This window comes from Sulfurospirillum sp. hDNRA2, assembly GCF_024206095.2.
GTDB lineage: Bacteria > Campylobacterota > Campylobacteria > Campylobacterales > Sulfurospirillaceae > Sulfurospirillum.
The window spans coordinates 1072914-1091855 of sequence record NZ_CP159800.1 but is presented as its reverse complement, the minus strand read 5'-3'; the positions used below and the strand labels follow the sequence as shown (position 1 = coordinate 1091855).

The window sequence follows — 18942 nt, the reverse complement described above, 5'->3', positions numbered from 1 at the left end:
TTATTCATCCTGTTTGGGAACATCCCATGCCATAACTTTGAGTGGTGGATTTGACCCAAGGGCTGGAACAAATCCTTGAACACGTTGATTTGGAAATAAAGCAAGCAGTTCTGCAATGGTTTCATCTGTCTGTCCAAAAGGTGTTACGATATCCATAAGCCATACATGAGATCCACTTTGCCATTCATGAGGAGCAATCTTAGGCTGTCCTAAAAGAAGACGTTGGTGTACTTCATCGCTTACTTTTGCCCATGTGATAAAGGCAAAAGGAATCTGACTACGCGTATAAAGACGGCATTGATCAAGAATAATTGGAGGCATAACGGTCCAATCCGTATCGGCAATAAACGTGTATTTACGTAAAGGATCTTTTGCATATAGCCACAAGGCTGGTCCTAATATTGGCAATTTAGCAAGCGCTTGTTGCGCTTGCTGTAAATCACCTTCTGAAAATGGATGCTGTTTTTTTTCTTCTGACATATTTTTATTCTCCCTTTTTAGTAATGACATAAATCTTGTGTATTAATAGCTTGTGTACTCGCGCCAAGTGATGGATTTTGAAGGATCGTTTGAGCAGAAGCTAATGCAACATTGGAAAGATCTCCGGATTTTGCATAATTCCATGCTAAATCACCTCCAATTGCCGCAGAATCACTTGAGCTTAAATGAGCATCTAATAGTCCATTCATCGCATTCCAACTATTGAGACGTGGATTGGCAGTTCGTGCTTCATCAAACGCTTCAACTAAGGCATGAAAATCAAATGTTTCGACATCAGGTTTCTCGGTAATCCCTACATGTAAAAATCCAAAATTGTATTCATAGGTTGATGAAACCATTTGGAGCGTGTCAAAGTTTTGATTTTCCTCGCTAGTATACCAATTTTTCAATGTGACCTGTGAGTTGCATCCCATATTGAAAATAAGGTCATCCCCTTTTTTGCTCAGTTTGATATCATCAAGGTCAACGCCACTTAAGGAAAGTGTATTATGTGCTCCAACTGCTGGTAAAATTGTATCGTACCCATCACCATGATTGAAAGCAAATACGTTATAGCCAGCTCCACCGTTTAACGTATCATCCCATGTTCCACCTGCTATAAAATCATTTCCTTTACCTGCTATGATGGTGTCTCTCCCACTTCCTCCAAGCAATATATTATTACCGGAGCTATCTTTGAGATAGTCATTACCGCATGCACCACTTAAAATATCATTGCCACATCCACCATCTAATGTATCATTACCGATATCGCCGTAAAGGTAGTCATTGCCGCCTTCTCCATAGACAGTATCCCCACCACTGTATGCATAGACAATATCATTGCCCGTTCCTGAATGAATGACATTGCTGAAAGGACTTGCATAAATAATATCGTCGTTTCTTCCTGTTTGAATGGTTGTTTGCCAAAAGGACGCATACGTCACTTGGGTTTTAATCAGTAAATCATCAAGCGTTTTACTGCTGCCATCGGCAAACGTAAAATGCTCAATCGGAGATACAAATCGCCCACATTTGTCTTGGCTTACCTCAAAATCAAATCCTTGATCTGCTTGTTCGCATCCACCCTCATTTAAGATACGCACTTGTGCCATCAATTTACCATTAACATTCGCAACACGAAGCGCTACATTATCCAATGATAAACCCTGTGTAAATTTAACGGTATCGTCACCTTGTGCTTCAATAATAGTATCGAGCCCATCGCCTAGGTTATAGACAAACGTATCATTACCACTGCTCCCAATCAGCATATCATTACCGAGCCCCCCTTCTAGCGTATTATTACCGCCTTTTCCATCGATATAATCATCACCTGCTCCACCAAAAATATAATTGTCAGCACCATTTCCAATCAATGTATTATTGGCACTATTACCGCTAGCACTGATGGAGCCGTCTCCTATCATGATGAGATTTTCAACATTTTCGGGTAGAACATAGCTTACAGATGAATAAATGGTATCGATACCTTCATTGAAGTTTTCAATGACTCTATCTTGCTCGTTGTCTACATAGTAGCTATCATTGCCTTGAGCACCGAGCATTGCATCGGCACCTTTTTTACCATCAATGATATTATCTAATGCATTGCCTTGAATGGTATTGTCCAAATCATTTCCCGTTGCACTTTGTGCGTGATCGCCAACGAGCGTGAGATTTTCCACGTTGTTTGATAATGTATAAGAGACACTTGAGATAACACTATCTATTCCTTCGTTAATATTTTCAACAACGGTATCATTAGCATTATCAACGATATACGTATCATCACCTTTACCGCCACTCATGACATCCACACCCAAGCCACCATCTAGGATATTGTTGGCACTGTTTCCAACTAAAATATTGTCAAGCTCATTACCCGTTGCATTGATCGCTTCACTTCCAAGAAGTTCTAAGCGTTCGACATTTGCAGATGCGGTATAACTTACGGATGAACGAATAGTGTCATAGCCCTCATTGACATTCTCAATAACCGTATCATTAGTATTGTCAACAATATAAATGTCATCGCCTGTTCCACCGCTCATAGCATCAGTGCCTAATCTTCCATCTAGGATATTAGCTGCATTATTTCCAATTAGAACGTTGTCAAGATCATTACCTGTTGCATTGATCGCTTCACTTCCAAGAAGTTCCAAGCGTTCAACATTTGCAGATGCGGTATAACTGACAGATGAACGAATGGTGTCATAGCCCTCATTGGAATTTTCAACAACGGTATCATTAGTATTGTCAACATAGTAGATGTCATCACCTGCTTGACCGCTCATAGCATCTACACCTAAGCCGCCATCTAAAATATTGTTGGCACTGTTTCCAATCAAAACGTTATCAAGGTCATTTCCTGTTGCATTGATTGCTTCACTTCCAAGAAGTTCTAAGCGTTCGACATTTGCAGATGCTGTATAACTGACAGATGAATGAATAGTGTCGTAGCCTTCATTGATATTCTCGACAACCATATCATTAGCATTCTCAACAATATAAATGTCATCACCTGCTTGACCGCTCATAGCATCAGCGCCTAATCCTCCATCAAGGATATTATTGGCACTGTTTCCTATAAGAACGTTATCAAGAGCATTACCCGTTGCATTAATATTTAGACTTCCTGCTAATGTCACGTTCTCAACATTTTCTGAAAGAGTATACGTAACTTGAGAGACTACACTATCGTTCCCTCCATTGGCATTTTCTACAATGGTATCGTTAGTATTGTCAACATAGTAAATATCATTACCTGCTCCACCGCTCATAGCATCGGCACCTAAGCCACCATCTAGGATATTATTGGCACTGTTCCCAACCAAAATGTTGTCAAGTTCATTTCCTATCGCATTGATCACTTCATTGCCTGTTAAGAAGAGATTTTCGGTATTGTCTCCTAATGTCCATGAAACACTTGCTTTGATTGTATCGATGCCTTCATTGGAAAGTTCAGTAACTGTATCATTCGCATTATCAACAATATACGTATCATCACCTTTACCGCCACTCATGACATCCACACCTAAGCCACCATCTAGGATATTGTTGGCACTGTTTCCAATTAGAATATTGTCAAGATCATTACCTGTCGCATTGATCGCTTCACTTCCAAGAAGTTCCAAGCGTTCAACATTTGCAGATACTGTATAACTGAGAGATGAACGAATGGTATCATAGCCTTCATTGGCATTTTCCACAGCGGTATCATTGGCATTGTCAACGTAGTAAATATCATCGCCTATTTTACCAGCCATAGCATCGGCACCTAATCCTCCATCAAGGATATTGGTAGCACCATTGCCCACTAAGATATTGTTCAATGTATTACCCGTGGCGTTAATGGATTCATTGCCCGTTAAGAAAAGATTTTCAGTGTTTTCACCCAACGTCCAAGAGATGCTTGCTTTGATCGTATCGATTCCTTCATTGGAAAGTTCAGTCACTGTATCGTTAGCATTATCAACGATATACGTATCATCACCTTTGCCACCACTCATAACATCTGCACCCAAGCTACCATCAAGGATGTTGCTTGCGCTATTACCTACAAGGATATTATTGGCATCATTACCCGTTGCATTGATCGCTTCATATCCGGTAAGAACAAGTTTTTCGACATTATCTGCTATTTTATAGTTAACAGATGCATAGATAGTATCGTTACCTTCGCCACCTGCCTCAACCACAACATCACCGCTATTGTCAACATAATAAGAATCATCACCCAAACCGCCGATCATTCTATCGGCGCCTAAGCCACCATTGAGGGTATCATTTCCAGCTTGCCCCTCTAGAATATTATCTTTGCTATTGCCGATGATGATGTTATCTAACTCATTACCAATGCCATGAAGATTTTTGTCGCCAAGAAGCGTCAAGTTTTCAAGATTGGCACCTAAGGTATAATCAATAGAGGTATTAACGGTATCGTTGCCCTCATTTACAAGCTCTGTTACAATGTCGGCAGCGTCATCGACAACATACGTGTCATCACCTACTCCACCGATCATCTCATCTGCATCAGATCCACCATCAAGCATATCATTGCCTGCACCGCCATCAAGTCTATCGTGACCATCAAGTCCGCTCAATTTGTCGTCGCCATCACTACCAAATAAAGCATCATTACCGCTCTCACCGTACAATTCATCATTACCTGCATCGCCTGAAAGGACATCGTTACCTGCACCGCCCGAGATAAAGTCATTGCCTTCGCCTCCAAAAACAATATCATTGCCTTCTTCTGCAAATAAGACATCATTACCCTCTTCACCTAAGATAACATCATCACCTTTGCCACCGTACACAACATCATTGCCCTTTCCGGCAAAAACAAGGTCATTATCTGCTCCTGAATAGGCAACATCATTACCATCACCTGCATAGATAATATCATTTCCGCCATCTTCAAAAATGACATCGTCTCCACTGTAAGCATTAATGATGTTATTGCCATTTTTACCAAGAATCAAGTCTTTGTCTTCCGTTCCATTAATCTCTTCACCACTGGTAGAAAAAGGTGATGTTGGTGTAACAGAAGTATTGATTCCGGGAATTTGTGTTTCAGCACTGTACTCAAGTGTAACATCTGCAATAGCAAGAGAAGTGCCATCGCTTTTTGTCATAGAACCAACACCGTGAACTGTTTGTTTATTGATAACCGTAAATTTACCGTCACTGCTTAAACCAATCGATTCAATTCCTAAATCAGAGAGTTTTTTAAATTCACCCTCATCAGTAATGCCGTTTTGATTCGCATCTTGCCAGATACCAAATTGATTCCATTTTTCATCGGATGCGTCAAATTTTCCATCATTGTTGGTATCAAACGCTTTGAGCCCTTCTAAGTCTGTTTGAGCACTCTCTTTGTAGCCTACAAAGCTGATTTCAGAGGCTTTTTCGATTTTACCATTGTTGTCGCTATCAAATGCTAAGATACCATCATCGGCACCGACCCATGCGGTTTTTCGTTTCCAACCATCGCCAGTGACATCAAAAAAGACATTGGAGTCATTAACATTGACAAAGTTAAATCCATCACCATTCAGATCAACAGCGATTGGTTTTTTACCGCCACCGCCACCCGGAGGTGTTGGTGGGAGATAAGGTCCAAAGTGCGGTACTGTGATGGATTGGATAGTCGTTGCTCCATGCGGGTCGGTAATTTTTACTTGAAAGACATCTGTTGTTGGATAAACTGCTTGGCTTGGAAGATTGTCCTGCGTATATAAATTACCATCTTTAAGAGCGCCATACTGCCCATCTACGACAATGCGATCACTTGGAATTCCAGGTTCCTTCCAACTAACATACGTATAATTTCCTTGTGCATCAATACTGATAGAACCATATTGTGGTCCATTGACGAGCTCATATGTTAAAGAGCCAGTAGGATCATCAATATCTGCACCAATGACTTTTCCTTTACCTGAATCTTCATAGGCTATAGGCAAATTCCCGTCATATATTGGGGTACCTCCTGATAAGTAAAACCTCGTATCGTTATGATAATTATACATTAAGCGAATAGGAGTATACCCATAAACAGCTCTCGTCTCATGCTCTACATGGTCTAACGTCGGTGCGTCATTCACGTTTTGCAAGATAATTTTTACTTCACCTGTGCCTGATTGTCCGTTTTGAGCCGTTGTGGTATAGCTAAATCCCGCATCGCTTCCTGCATAATTGGCTTCAGGTATAAAATGCACAAAGCCATTGGCATCGATGAAACCTGTACCATGTTTAAAATCACCAAGGGCGCTCAAACTTAAGTCTCTACCGCTAAAACCACCTACTTTATCATTGGCAAGTAAGTCCGCAGCAGCGATGATCATCTCTACATCTTCATACCCGCTGATGCCATCTTGATTGGCTTGTACCGCTGTTTGGTCATCGATGCGTGTCACAAGAAGCGATAACTCACCTTTAGAAGACTCTACGATGATGCCCTCGGGTACGACATTGATGCGAGAGCCTTCGGTATCGGCTACAAGGTCTTGGCTTGAGAGTTTTTTCACTACACCGTTTTGGGTAAACGTTCCCATAGCATAGTTAAGCTCTGTAATGCCAAGATCGCTTAGCTTATGACTCTCTGCATCAACTTCGATACCATCTTCATTCACATCTTGCCAAATGCGCAGTTCATTCCACACAGGATCAGCCGCTGTGATCTTGCCGTCATAATTCGCATCAACCCATGCCATACCAGCAAGTCCTCTTCGCCCAAGAGCTACGGCGGCATTGGAGAACATCTCTTTGCCTGTGTTTGTTTCACCGTTATAGTCACGATCTAAGGTTAAGAAAGCATCGCCACCATCAATCCACGCTGTCTTTTTTAAGTAACCCGAATCATCCACATCGAAACTGACCGCTGAAGCATCTTTGGAGATCACATCGATCTTTCCATCACCACTAAGATCAAGTGTGACAGGTCTGAACGTTTGGGTATCTCCTGTGACAGTTGTGGCTAAGGCACCATCTCTTCCTGCTCGTGCTTCTTCGGTAAGTCCTGCTTTTGGGTCACCCGCGTCGGTTTGCATCTTTGCGGTTTGCACTTCCCAAAGAGGAGCAATAGCAGAGCGTGATAAAGCAGAACGTACCATCGCTTCGATGATAGACTGGTAAGACTCTGTACTTCCTGGAGTGGCATTGTAAGGATTGCCTGAAGTGTCAAACCTTAGGTAAGCATGTTTTTCTTCACCTGTCAGTGGGTCGATGTCGGTATAGCGATACCCTGACATATCGTAAGCAATGGTTGGCATACGGTTGGGGATGATGCCTAAAGCACTGGTAGGGTTAGTTTTTCTTTCTTGTTCGATCAAGTTGTTAAGAACGCTAAGCACATTGTTCATCACATTACTCACGGCTTCTTTACCACCGGTTTGTCCTGCACTTTGGTAGGTAATACTATTGCCATTCCAAATGTATTGACCATTTCCCCATGGGTCTGGAATGCTATCGTGATGTCCGAAGAGAGATTTGACGATGGAGTAAACGGCGTATGCCCAACCAACGTAAGGAATATTTCTCCATATCAGACTAGCAACGCCCACGCCTGCTCCAAGAGCATCACCATGAGCTATGGAATTGACAATATTAAGATAAGGAAGTGCATTACCAAGAGAACCTATCGTTGTAGTTGCCGTATCGCCAAACGTTGTTGAGAGTGCTTTAGCTACTTCTGTTGAAGATGAAGATAAAACGGCATACCCTGTTGCACTAAAATAAAGAGCATTAGCACCAGCTGTTACCGCGCCAATAGTATCGCCTTTTTTAAGAGCATTCGTAAGACTCATAATGCTTAAAATACCTGAAGCGATACTTGAAGCCGCCGCAAGATTTGGCATATCTCTCACACCGTCTAAATAATCTATATCTGCTGCAAGTCTGATACCCGTAACAGCAATAGGCAGTGCCTTACCACTTTGGATGGCATTGATAAGAGATAGCGCATCGGTAAGTGAAGCTATGCCTGTACCAATCGTTTGGAGTGTCGCTTCACTTTGGGTCACTAGCTTTGGCGCACCGTAATAGTCGGTGACACTCACAGAATTTTTCATCGTTGCATCAAAAGCATCTTTGAAATCATTCATCTCTGTAGTATCTGTGAGATTTAGATGCTGTATATCTTCTATAGAAGGAGCATTAACACCTTTTACATGTAAATTTTCTAACAAAAGTTGATTGAACCCATCACTGAGTGCTACATTGCCCATAGAGCTAAAGCCTTGAAACACACCATCACTATAGTTAGCTACAAAGCCATCTGTTTTAACTCTGACTATGAGCGGCAAGGAAGCATCATCGAAGCTTTGGGTGGTAGTTTCAACATCTCCTTCTTTGATGGTTTTTATGGTACCAATCACATTACCATCACTATCACTCATAGGCGCAAGGCTTATTTGATTGCCATTTGAGCTTAACACAATACTTCCATCAAAGCCTTCAGGAAGTGTAACGGTTGAAGAAGTTGAAAGTGCCTCAGCGATGGAACCTAAGAGTTCATCACTCATGGGAGTTGTGGAAGCTAGGGTGTAACTTGATTCGGTGTATTGTCCTGTAACGACAAAGACTTTAGAGTTACTTGCATCATATTGGATAATTTGCCCGTGGTCGGTGATGACAAAGGTATTGCCATTGGCTTTAATGGTACTAAACTTTCCACTAGCATCTTCAACTATGGAAGCATCGGTACTGTTCAAAGCGGATTCGAGGGAAGCGATGGAAGATTCTAGTCCAGAGATTTCATAGTGTTGATTACTTAAGATGATGTTACTCTCATCTATCAACCATGGATTATTTCCTAACATACTGTAAAGATCGACAAAACCTTTGGTGCCAAGTTCATAAAGAAGGTTACCTTTAGTTAGTGTGGTACTTATATTGGTATCGGTTAGATTAACGATAACATCACTTGGAGTAATAGCGGAGCTATCGATCATTCCAAAGACAGAATCAATAATGGCTGAAGCGTTCATTAAATCAGAGGCTGTTAAGGTATAAGTTGCCTTTTGGGTGTCTGGGGAAATAGTTTTTTTAATGCTGAGTTGTTCCCCTGTCGAAGTGATATTCACATTAAAGTAACTATCGCTTAGTGGTGTATCGACCAAAGGATAGAGTGTGGTGAGGATGCTGGTGGCGTTTGCTACATCCGTTGTTGAGAGAGAGTAAAGATTAAAATCGTTGGTCTCTGGATATCCTGTATAATCAGTATTATTTTTCAACCAATTCCATACATTTGTAGTGACATAGTGCGACATATCATAACTATTTTGAAAAGCAGTGTCGATACTGTCTTGTATAATATCCAATATCGAATCATTTGAAATATTATTCTTATAATATGTTATTCCTTGCTCTATATTTAATATATTATTTGGATTATTAAAGTATTTTCCATCTATATTGATAGAACTTGATCCTTTACTAAATATTTGGAGTAAATTATTTAATAAATTCAGTCCTCCGCCTCCAGCTTCAGCGATATTACTTGGAACACACATGGCTACCGAAGCAGCACCAAAGTACAATGATGCAGATGAAGTATAATCTGAAACAAATAGTTCGTGCTTAATTTTATTATCATCTATAAATTGATATTTAGTACCATCTGGATTAGTTCGTTGCAAATCAAAACTACCACTAGTTCTAAAATTAGATAGAAGTAATAAAGTCTGTTCAGGTGTATGAAAACCTTCAAATACTTTAATCAGCGAATCAAAATCCATATTTGCAGGAATAATGTATGGCTCACCTGTGGGCGAAGTAGGGTTAATCACATAATTACCATTTGAATCAGTTAAATATTTTGAATCAACTGATGGTCCTTCATATGACTTACCAGTTTTATCATAATAAGTCGTTTTTGACTGAAATATCAGCTCACTATGTAAAGGCATTGTTTCTCCTTTTTAATTATTTTTTGGACAACAGACATATGAAAAATAAGGCTCAAGTTCTATCACTTTACAATTCTGCAAATCTTTTCTATTAGAAGTTGCTATATTTGTTTCATTATAAGCGATATAACACATAGTATTTTCTTTTTCTATAGGGCGAAATGTGTCATAAATTGGGTTCAAATATTTATGTGTTTTAATATAGCGAAGGTAATATCTTTTTTCAACTTGAAACTTCTCAATAGTTTGAGTAAATGGAGGCGATAAGTATGCACTAAGAAAGAACGTACCAATGACTGTTAAAATTCTTGCAATGTGTTCAACTAATCTTGCAATTTTTAGTGAAATAAGGAGCCATAGTGCGTATAATAATTCAATGATAAGCAAGAAATAAATACATAAGAGTAGAATATCAATATTCGTCTTTGCATTATCAAGCCAATAAGGAATGTTGTCTGAATCCAAATCTGGAACCATTACTACTCCATTAAGATATGCAAATATAAATATACTTGCTATACCTATAGCGGGAATCAAAACAATTGATAAAAGTTTTTCTTTCCATAATCGTGGATTTTTAAATGCGTTCATACTAGAATTATTACTTTGTTCATTTTTCATCGCAAATCTCCTCCTTTACATGTGAAGCTTTCAGCTTCCTTTGAAGCCACTTATTCCACTTCATTGCCTCTCCTTATTGTCTTTCTCTAACCAGACTTACGCCACCATTTGATTCTTTACATGTAAAGCTTTTTGCATTGAAAAAGATTTACATGTAAAAAAGTTAAAAGTTTAGACCTGACCCCTATTCTTCCTAATGCTTTCATCGTTGCCGTGTATTTACTGGAAAAATTCTGTCCCACGTATTTAGAAGGAATACCACCAAACTCCATCAAAGCTGCAACTTCTTGAGCTATGGGATTTGACTGAAATTGCTCAATAGTATTGACGCCAAGTATTTGACCAAAACTTTTATAGAAATTTGTATAATTTAGTAATTCATCATTCTGTTGATAGATACCATAGTGAGTTCCTGTAGGTTTAGCATTATATGCGCTATCACTTTCTATTCTGCCTACTGCATCTAAAAAGCTTAACCAATTTGTTCCAGTTAGGTTTTGTAATTTTTGAAGTGCCCTTGCCGTAAATTTACTGTTTTCTGTCACGCTAACCGTATCCTTTTTGAGTTGTTAGTTGTGTTAAATTGCAAATATCGTTGTTACTTTGATAAAAAAGTTCTTTGCCACGCAAAAACAAAATTCCATCAAAATTATTCGTGATGCATCCTTGTTTTGGTTCTGAATAAAGTTGCATTGTTTTTTCGCTGCCTTTTATTTTTTGATAAAAAGGCATTTGATATTCTCCTTTAATCGAATAAATCCATCTATCTCTGGCACTCCATTTATCTCCAGTAGGCGCAAAATCCAAAATGCCATCATTATTGATATCTAATAAATACGCATTTTTCAAATCATTTAATACATAAGGATTTGAATAATTTAATGTTTTTATATCTCGCTGTATTGTTGTAAGATATGTTTCTATTTCTTCATCGCTTAAAACCTTACTAGCTCTTTTCATTTCATAAAAAACTGCCGTTTGCTCATCAGGTTTTACTATGCACACATTTTTATAGTTTTGTGTCATAGAAAATCTATATTTACTATTGTCATACTTCTGACCTTGATAGTGAAGGGTAAATTGTTGATTATTACCTGTAATCGTCATTTTTTGGATGACATCTTTCCATGTCTCTTTAAAAGCTTTTTGGATGAAATAAAGACCGTAGTAATGAACACTTCCGTTCTCTTCGATTTCTACCATTTCATAACCACCGTCTTCTTTATCGCTCAATATGTCTTTTTGGGTATCATCATTGTAAATATAGGGGTAATAGGTATAGTACCGCCATCCTCTTTGCCGCTCATTGTTTTTTTTATCTAACCAATGGACATCAATAAACTCATCGCACATTGGAAATTGTTTTTGGTAATTGGCTCTTTTTTCACCTTTAATAAATCCCACATTTTGACTATATTTTTGTATTTGTTCTTGTATATATTCTTTCGTATCTGCACACATGTTTGTTACAACTAAACCAAGCACAAATATCCATCCTATTTTTTGCATTGAAACTCCTTTACATGTAAAGGTTATTTGCTCTTGTAACCATTTATGTTGTCGCATATTACCTCCTGAGATTTGGTTTCCAATGTCATTTTGTCTAGCTTACGCCACCTCGTGATAAAGCCCATAATTTGCCTCCTTTGGTGTTCTTTGATTCTTTACATGTAAAGCTAAAGCTTCAACGCATAATTCCCACCAACAGGGCTAAAGCCGAGTCGTTTAAAGAATTTATCCATCTTGCCTGAATCATCACCACTGTTAACCCCTGCGGAGAGTTCAACAGCGCCTCTGTTTTCTGCCCACGTTCGAAAGGCTTTTAAAAGTCTTAGTGCCGCTCCACTCATCCTTCGCTCAGGAATGACATCGTAATGGATGATACTAGCAACAATCTGGTCTGAAAAGAAATGGCGTTCCACACACCCGATGAGTCCGCCAACTCCTCTGCCCTCACTATCTTCTGCTACAAAAAAGCAGTGGGTTCCGTTTTTATGCCCTGTTTCGATGACGGCTTTAAATTGAGAAGCTATGCGTATTTCATCATACACAAAGTCTTTAAATCTCGTATGTGCACAAAAATATCTTCCAAGTTCCACAAAAGTGGGAATGTCCTCTAATGTTGCGTATCGTATGGTCATGCGGTTGCTATCTCCTTCGTGGGTGCTATGGTAGTATTGTCTCCAATGCGGATGATGTTATCGACTTTTAAACTTTTAGGAAGTGCATGGGTAATGAAGAGCATCGTAACCTTGCCATGCAGTTGATTGACCGTTGCGGCAAAGTGTTCCGCCGTTCCTGCATCTAAAGCACTCGTTGCTTCATCGAAGATGAGAATCTTTGGACGTTTAAGCAGTGCTCTTGCAATAGCAAGACGTTGTCTTTGCCCACCTGAAAGCCCTGCTCCTCTCTCACCAATGACGGTTTTATAACCTTGAGGAAGCTTTTCGATGGTCTCGTGCATCTCTGCAAGTTTGCACACTTGAACGATTTGTTCAAAGGTCGCATGAGGATTGGCAGCTATTAGGTTGTCGTAAATGCTTCCTGAAAAAAGGACTGTCTCTTGAGGAACAACACCAAAGTAGTGACGCAGTTCATTGGCTGAAAAGTTTTTGATGTCCGTTCCATCAATGCGAATACGCCCATTGTTAGGTTGGTAAAACCCTTGAAGGATTTTGGCAAAGGTACTTTTACCAGAACCCGATGGTCCCATGATGACGACAGTCGAACCTGCTAGAACATTGAGTGAGAAGTCTTCGTATAAAAAAGGAAGTTGTTCGTTATAACGAAACCCAAGGCTATCGATCTCGATGGCACCTTTTCCCTCTTTTAAGCGGGAGGGTTGCATGGTATAAGGTTCAGTTGGGGCATTCATAACATCACCAAGGCGTTGAACCGATAAAGAAGCTTGTTGAAACTGTTGCCAAAGTCCTACGAGTCTCATAACAGGTTGAGAGAGTTTGCCAGAGAACATTTGAAAGGCAACCAGCATACCGATAGTAAACTCGGTGCTTTTCATAACAGTATATGCCCCCAAGACCAAAATGAGCAGCGTTAAGAACTGGTCTAAAAACGTAGCCATAGTATTGTAGGTATTGGCAAGCTGTTTGGTTTTAAAGGTAGCAAGAAGATACTCCGCCAAATAATCCGAAAAACGAGAGCGAAGCTGAGGCTCCATCTGAAGGCTTTTCACGGTTTCAACACCGGAGATATACTCTGTTAAAAAGGCTTGATTGCGAGCACCTAGCAAAAACTGCTCATTGAGTTGGGTTTGAAACAGTGGCGCGACAAAAAAGCTCATAAGTGCAATCACGCTTAAAACCGCTAACGTTACCAATGTCAGCATCACGCTGTAGTAAAACATAATGCCTACAAAGATCACCAAAAAAGGAAGATCTAGCACTAAACTTACAGCAGCACTGGCAATAAACTCTCGAATCGTCTCGACTCCATGTAAACGTGCCGCGATAACACCGGTAGGTCTGTTTTCAAAGTAACGAGGGGGAAGTTTGAACAGATGATCAAACACGCCTGCGGCTAAAACGGCATCGACACGGTTACCTGTATGAAGGACTAAGTACTGTCTAACCCATGAAAGGATGGAAGAAAAGACCATAAAAACACACAGTCCAAAGGCAATGACCATCAACGTACTTTCCGTTCGATGGACAACAACTTTATCGATAATCGCTTGTGTGAAAAGAGGTGTCCCGAGGGCTAATAGCTGAATAACAAGTGACGCTAAGAGAACATCGCTCCATACTTTTTTATATTTAAACAGTTCCGGTAAAAACCACGAAAAACCAAAATTGCCTTTTTCCTGACTTTTTACGGCATCAGGGTCACTTAAACTCTCTTGCTCTTTGGCGAGTAGAATCACATTACCTAAATAGCGTTTTGAAAAGTCTTCTAAGGAGAGTTGTACGGGTGTGTTGGTATTAGCTTCAAACAGCATAACCTGTTCATCGGTGACATCGGTGAGTAGTGCTATAGACGCAATATTATCCTCTTGATTTTTTGAGGATGCGATGAAGGCGAAGCATGGGAAAGTGAGGTTTTTAAGCTGATGCGGTTTACGAGAAAATGTTTTACTTTTAAAACCCATATGTCTTATAGCACGAATCAATGAATCCATGCTTAATGGCAGTGGAAATTGATTGAGGATAAGTTGAGGATCAAACGCTATGCGATTAAGCGCACAGATGCTACCTACTGCCCATATAAATTCATCTGGTACAAGAATATGATCTGAAACTGAAATAGTGGAATGCCAAGGTTTACGTAGTTTTGAAACAAAACGCCTTAACATGGAATACCACCAGATGCTTGTATACTTCTCAATAGAGGCCCCTCTTAGAGTATTACAAAATAAATCTGATTGTCTGTGATATAAAGGTGATATTCTAGTCGTCATAACCTTAAAAATTATAATGAAAAGTATTATTTTTTATAAAAAACTAGGTGATTTAGACTCAATATGTAAAAATTGCATAGTTATGACCAAACATGTTGTGATGACAATTACCATCTAAATAGTACCTATATGCTAAAACAAGAGTGAATATGCTCGCACACCAAACGTGAGAGAAGGAAAGAAACGAAAAAGGGGTTTATCGAACGGGGTGTTTAATACGTTTTTTATGGCGCATAAAAATCAATCTAAAAAAATGTTTCAATTCGCCTTTGCTCTCTTTAAGACGGGAAAAGAATGTCTCTTTTTCGGTCATAGCCGTGAAAATATCGTTGAGTGCTTTGCGTTCATTTTGAGAGAGCGTGCTCATCATGCATCCTTTGAATCTTTAACAATACGTTTAATCAATCTGATCGCATCGTCTTCATCAAGCTCTCCTAGCATTTTAAAAATCGCTAAAGCCGCTTGAGGCATGGAGTTACCTAATCTCCAATCTTGATACGTTCGCATCGATACGCCGAGTTTATCCGCCATTTCACGCTGAGAAATCTTCTTTCCCAAATACTTCGATTCGACAGCATTATGAAGCAGATTAAAAATATCGTTTGTTTTCATGTATACGATTCTAACCAATACCGGATTAATTATACATAAATAGGATATTTTATAAGTTATTATATCTTAAAAACGATGTTTTAGTATATATTTATAATAAAATTTGACATAAATATCTAATTTTTTTATTTTTTATACAATAAGTATATATTTTATACATTAAACCGTATAAAATTATTAACCAAAGGGTTCAAAGAATGCTGTTCTAAACTATTACGGTATCGGTAAAGAAGAGGTATGGAAAGGGAAAAACGGGGCAAAAAAAGCCGAGTATAGCAAAAAATGCTATCTCGGCACGGAAGGACAAACGATATTATTTGTCGCGGATAGAAAGTTCTTTAATAACTTTGCTGTACGTAGCAAAATCTTTACGTTTAAGGTATTGCATTAAACGTTTTCTTTGTCCGACAAGTTTTAAGAGACCAAGGCGTGAAGAGTGATCTTTCGCATTAAGTTTAAGGTGTTCCGTTAAATCGCTGATTCTTTTTGAAAGAAGCGCAATTTGAACCTCCGGTGAACCTGTGTCACCCTCTTTTCTACCGAATTGTGAAACAATAACTTGTTTTTCCGCCGAACCTAAAGCCATAACGACCTCCTGATTGGTAATGTTAGTTGCTTTTCAAAAGCCTGAAATTGTATCTTAAAGAACGAAAATTGTCAATAAACCCTTCCGTAACATTTTGAGGCAACGCATACGAATTATCTTATGAATTAAAGCTAACTCTAACGTTTATTTAGTACAATATTTCTCTTAATTAAAGAAAACCGAGGATGCATGGATGCTCTTAACCAAAGCTAGCGAATACGCTCTATTGTCACTGATTATTATTGCACAAAAAAACTCGCCGCAAGACGTCGATACGCTCTCAAACCAATTAGGTATTTCCAAAAGCTTCTTAGCCAAAATCCTCCAATCTCTTGCCAAAGAAAATATTTTAAGCTCTTTTAAAGGCGCTCACGGCGGTTTTATGCTGGCAAAAAAACCGGACGAATTAACGCTTAAAGCCATTGTCGAATGTGCCGAAAAAAAACAAACCGTTGTCTTCGAATGTTCTCCGTCATCGCAAAAATGCCCCGGAGGCAAAGGTGATTTTTGCCGCGTTTGGCCGATCTTAAATAGACTTCAATCAAAAATTGACCATTTTTTGGATAATATGACACTTAAAGATATTATCGAAATTTAGAGGTCTTTATTGGCAAAAAATCAAAATGAGTTGCTCAGGCGTATTATCCCGTATTTAGAACCGATCATTAAGTCGAAAGACTTAACGATTGTCGTTTTTATCGTTGCGATTTTAGCGATTATCATCGTTCCGCTTCCCAGTCCCGTACTCGATTTTTTTCTTGTTATTTCATTGTCGATCTCCGTTTTGATTATTCTGATTTCGCTTTATATCCCTAAACCGACCGATTTGACAACGTTTCCGACGCTTATTTTGATTATTACGCTCTATCGTTTGGCATTGAACATTTCGACGACGCGTATGATTTTAACTAACGGACACAATGGACCAGACGCGGTAAGCGAGATAATTTCTAGCTTCGGACAATTCGTCGTCGGCGGTAATTACGTTATCGGCGTTATCGTCTTTTCAATTCTCGTTTTAATCAATTTTATGGTTATTACCAAAGGTTCGACCCGCGTTGCGGAAGTTGCGGCACGTTTTACCCTAGATGCGATGCCCGGAAAACAAATGGCGATCGATGCGGATCTTAATGCAGGACTGATCGATGAAAAAGCCGCACGTAAACGCCGTGAAGAGATTATTCAAGAAGCCAATTTTTACGGAGCGATGGACGGTTCGAGTAAATTCGTCAAAGGCGACGCGGTCGCGGGTATTATCATTACGATCATTAACATTATCGGCGGCTTTTTAATCGGAGCGTTTCAACACGGCCTCGATTTGGCGACCAGTGCATCGACGTATACGATTTTAACGATCGGGGACGGTCTGGTCTCCCAACTTCCCGCACTCATCACCTCGACCGCGACGGGTATTATCATCACACGCGCCAATAAAGCCGATGAATCGAGCTTTTCCGACGGAGCGGTCAACCAACTCTTCGGCGACTACAAAACCTTGGCGATCGTCGGCTTTATTTTAGTTCTTTTTGCCTTGGTTCCAGGGCTTCCGAGTCTTTCGCTCGCATTTGTCGGATTGATCTTTTTAGGATTGGCGTACTTGATCAAACAAACGCACGACGGCCATTTTTCACTACAATCTTTTTTTGCATCCACGCCCGCAGCCGTGCAAAAAGCCAAGCAAGAAGCCGAAGCAAAGGCACAAACGTCCCAAGCTCCGAAAAAAAGTCCCGAAGAGTTGCGCAAAGAAGAAGAAAACACGCTCAACGATATTTTAAAATTGGAAATTTTAGAGCTTGACTTGGGGTATCAACTCATCAAATTAGCCGATCCCGCACAAGGCGGAGACCTTCTGGATCGCGTGAAAAGTATGCGTCGCAAAATTGCCTCCGATTTTGGTTATTTGATCCCGCAAGTTCGTATCCGCGATAACTTACATCTTGCGCCGAACCATTATCAACTTTTATTAAAAGGCATCGAAATCGGTAGCGGCGAAATCTATCCCGATAAATTTTTGGCGATGGACAGCGGCTTGACCATCGATAAAGTTCAAGGTATCCCGACCAAAGAGCCGGCTTTCGGACTGGATGCGATTTGGATTGACGCCAATATTAAAGAAGACGCGATTATCAAAGGCTATACGACGGTCGATCCGGCGACCGTTATTTCAACGCATTTAAGCGAATTGATTAAAAAATACTCCGAAGAGTTGCTCACGCGCCAAGAGGTGCAAAGCCTCGTCGATAAACTCCAAAAAGATTATCCGGTCGTTGTGGGAGATTGTCTCAAAGTTGCCAATATCGGTTTGATTCAAAAAGTGCTCAAAGCCTTGTTGCATGAAAAAATTCCGATTAAAGATCTGCTCACGATCATCGAGACGATCAGCGACATTGCCGAAGTGACGAAAAACGTCTCGATTATCGTCGAACAGGTGCGCGCACGGCTTGCCCGCGTCATTACGAAACTGTACAAAGACGAAAACGGCGTTTTAAAGCTTTTAACGTTTAATGCCGCAACCGAACAAAAACTGTTAGATTCGCTGAAAGAACGCGACGGCGTGCGCGATTTGATGCTCAACATCGGTCAAATCAATTTGCTCGTTAAAGTCTGCAGCGACGAAGCGGGAAAGCTTTTGCATAAAGGCGTCGCACCGGTCATTATCATCGTCGATCCGATGCTTCGCAAATCGTTATCGGACATTTTTGAAAAGTTCGGTCTCGATATCGTCGTTCTTTCGCATGCCGAGATCGATTCGGCTTCAAAATTCGAGGTGATGGGTTCCATCGAAATCGACAAACTTTAAACTTTACATGTAAGGA

General features: G+C 39.9%; 12 protein-coding genes. 2 read left to right on the top strand and 10 right to left on the bottom strand.

The features are described from left to right. The 10 genes from NL930_RS05550 to rpsO all read right to left on the bottom strand — a co-directional run bounded on the left by NL930_RS05550 (position 1) and on the right by rpsO (position 16126). Positions 1-480, bottom strand: coding sequence for a toxin-activating lysine-acyltransferase (locus tag NL930_RS05550; protein ID WP_254375939.1), 480 nt, complete (start codon positions 478-480; stop codon positions 1-3). Positions 481-497: 17 nt separating this feature from the next. Continuing rightward, positions 498-9893: an Ig-like domain-containing protein gene (locus NL930_RS05545; protein WP_254375938.1), complete on the bottom strand. Its 9396-nt coding sequence runs from the start codon at positions 9891-9893 to the stop codon at positions 498-500. 12 nt (positions 9894-9905) lie between these two features. Beyond that, positions 9906-10514 carry a hypothetical protein gene (locus NL930_RS05540; protein ID WP_254375937.1) on the bottom strand — a complete coding sequence of 203 codons (609 nt, stop codon included), beginning with the start codon at positions 10512-10514 and terminating at the stop codon, positions 9906-9908. Between the two features lie 116 nt (positions 10515-10630). Further along, positions 10631-11059: a hypothetical protein gene (locus NL930_RS05535; protein WP_254375936.1), complete on the bottom strand. Its 429-nt coding sequence runs from the start codon at positions 11057-11059 to the stop codon at positions 10631-10633. 1 nt (position 11060) lies between these two features. Next, the gene (locus tag NL930_RS05530) at positions 11061-12023 is read right to left on the bottom strand and encodes a hypothetical protein (RefSeq protein ID WP_254375935.1); all 963 of its coding nucleotides are present in this window, start codon (positions 12021-12023) and stop codon (positions 11061-11063) included. 167 nt (positions 12024-12190) lie between these two features. Beyond that, positions 12191-12655: a GNAT family N-acetyltransferase gene (locus NL930_RS05525; RefSeq protein ID WP_254375934.1), complete on the bottom strand. Its 465-nt coding sequence runs from the start codon at positions 12653-12655 to the stop codon at positions 12191-12193. Continuing rightward, positions 12652-14649, bottom strand: coding sequence for a peptidase domain-containing ABC transporter (locus tag NL930_RS05520; RefSeq protein ID WP_256497174.1), 1998 nt, complete (start codon positions 14647-14649; stop codon positions 12652-12654). Before NL930_RS05520 ends, NL930_RS05525 begins: the two co-directional genes overlap by 4 nt. 475 nt (positions 14650-15124) lie before the next feature. Beyond that, entirely contained in the window at positions 15125-15295 is a 171-nt protein-coding gene (locus NL930_RS05515) for a hypothetical protein (RefSeq protein WP_173636954.1), read from the bottom strand. Further along, a complete protein-coding gene (locus NL930_RS05510) occupies positions 15295-15540 on the bottom strand; it encodes a helix-turn-helix transcriptional regulator (RefSeq protein ID WP_039672669.1) in 246 nt (81 codons plus the stop codon). Before NL930_RS05510 ends, NL930_RS05515 begins: the two co-directional genes overlap by 1 nt. A 313-nt stretch (positions 15541-15853) precedes the next feature. Further along, complete coding sequence (gene rpsO, locus NL930_RS05505; protein ID WP_039672670.1) at positions 15854-16126, bottom strand: 30S ribosomal protein S15; 273 nt, start codon at positions 16124-16126, stop codon at positions 15854-15856. Positions 16127-16319: 193 nt separating this feature from the next. Here rpsO and NL930_RS05500 point away from each other — a divergent pair, with 193 nt between their 5' ends. After that, a complete protein-coding gene (locus NL930_RS05500) occupies positions 16320-16724 on the top strand; it encodes an Rrf2 family transcriptional regulator (RefSeq protein WP_039672671.1) in 405 nt (134 codons plus the stop codon). A gap of 9 nt (positions 16725-16733) precedes the next feature. Continuing rightward, the gene (flhA, locus tag NL930_RS05495; RefSeq protein ID WP_254375932.1) at positions 16734-18926 is read left to right on the top strand and encodes a flagellar biosynthesis protein FlhA; all 2193 of its coding nucleotides are present in this window, start codon (positions 16734-16736) and stop codon (positions 18924-18926) included. Positions 18927-18942: the final 16 nt, after the last annotated feature.

Bases quoted from the DNA above. Each gene is read 5' to 3' on its own strand.
- NL930_RS05550 (WP_254375939.1), bottom strand. From the start codon at position 480: ATGTCAGAAGAAAAAAAACAGCATCCATTTTCAGAAGGTGATTTACAG.
- NL930_RS05545 (WP_254375938.1), bottom strand. From the start codon at position 9,893: ATGCCTTTACATAGTGAGCTGATATTTCAGTCAAAAACGACTTATTAT.
- NL930_RS05540 (WP_254375937.1), bottom strand. From the start codon at position 10,514: ATGAAAAATGAACAAAGTAATAATTCTAGTATGAACGCATTTAAAAAT.
- NL930_RS05530 (WP_254375935.1), bottom strand. From the start codon at position 12,023: ATGCAAAAAATAGGATGGATATTTGTGCTTGGTTTAGTTGTAACAAAC.
- NL930_RS05525 (WP_254375934.1), bottom strand. From the start codon at position 12,655: ATGACCATACGATACGCAACATTAGAGGACATTCCCACTTTTGTGGAA.
- NL930_RS05520 (WP_256497174.1), bottom strand. From the start codon at position 14,649: ATGGATTCATTGATTCGTGCTATAAGACATATGGGTTTTAAAAGTAAA.
- NL930_RS05515 (WP_173636954.1), bottom strand. From the start codon at position 15,295: ATGAGCACGCTCTCTCAAAATGAACGCAAAGCACTCAACGATATTTTC.
- NL930_RS05510 (WP_039672669.1), bottom strand. From the start codon at position 15,540: ATGAAAACAAACGATATTTTTAATCTGCTTCATAATGCTGTCGAATCG.
- rpsO (WP_039672670.1), bottom strand. From the start codon at position 16,126: ATGGCTTTAGGTTCGGCGGAAAAACAAGTTATTGTTTCACAATTCGGT.
- NL930_RS05500 (WP_039672671.1), top strand. From the start codon at position 16,320: ATGCTCTTAACCAAAGCTAGCGAATACGCTCTATTGTCACTGATTATT.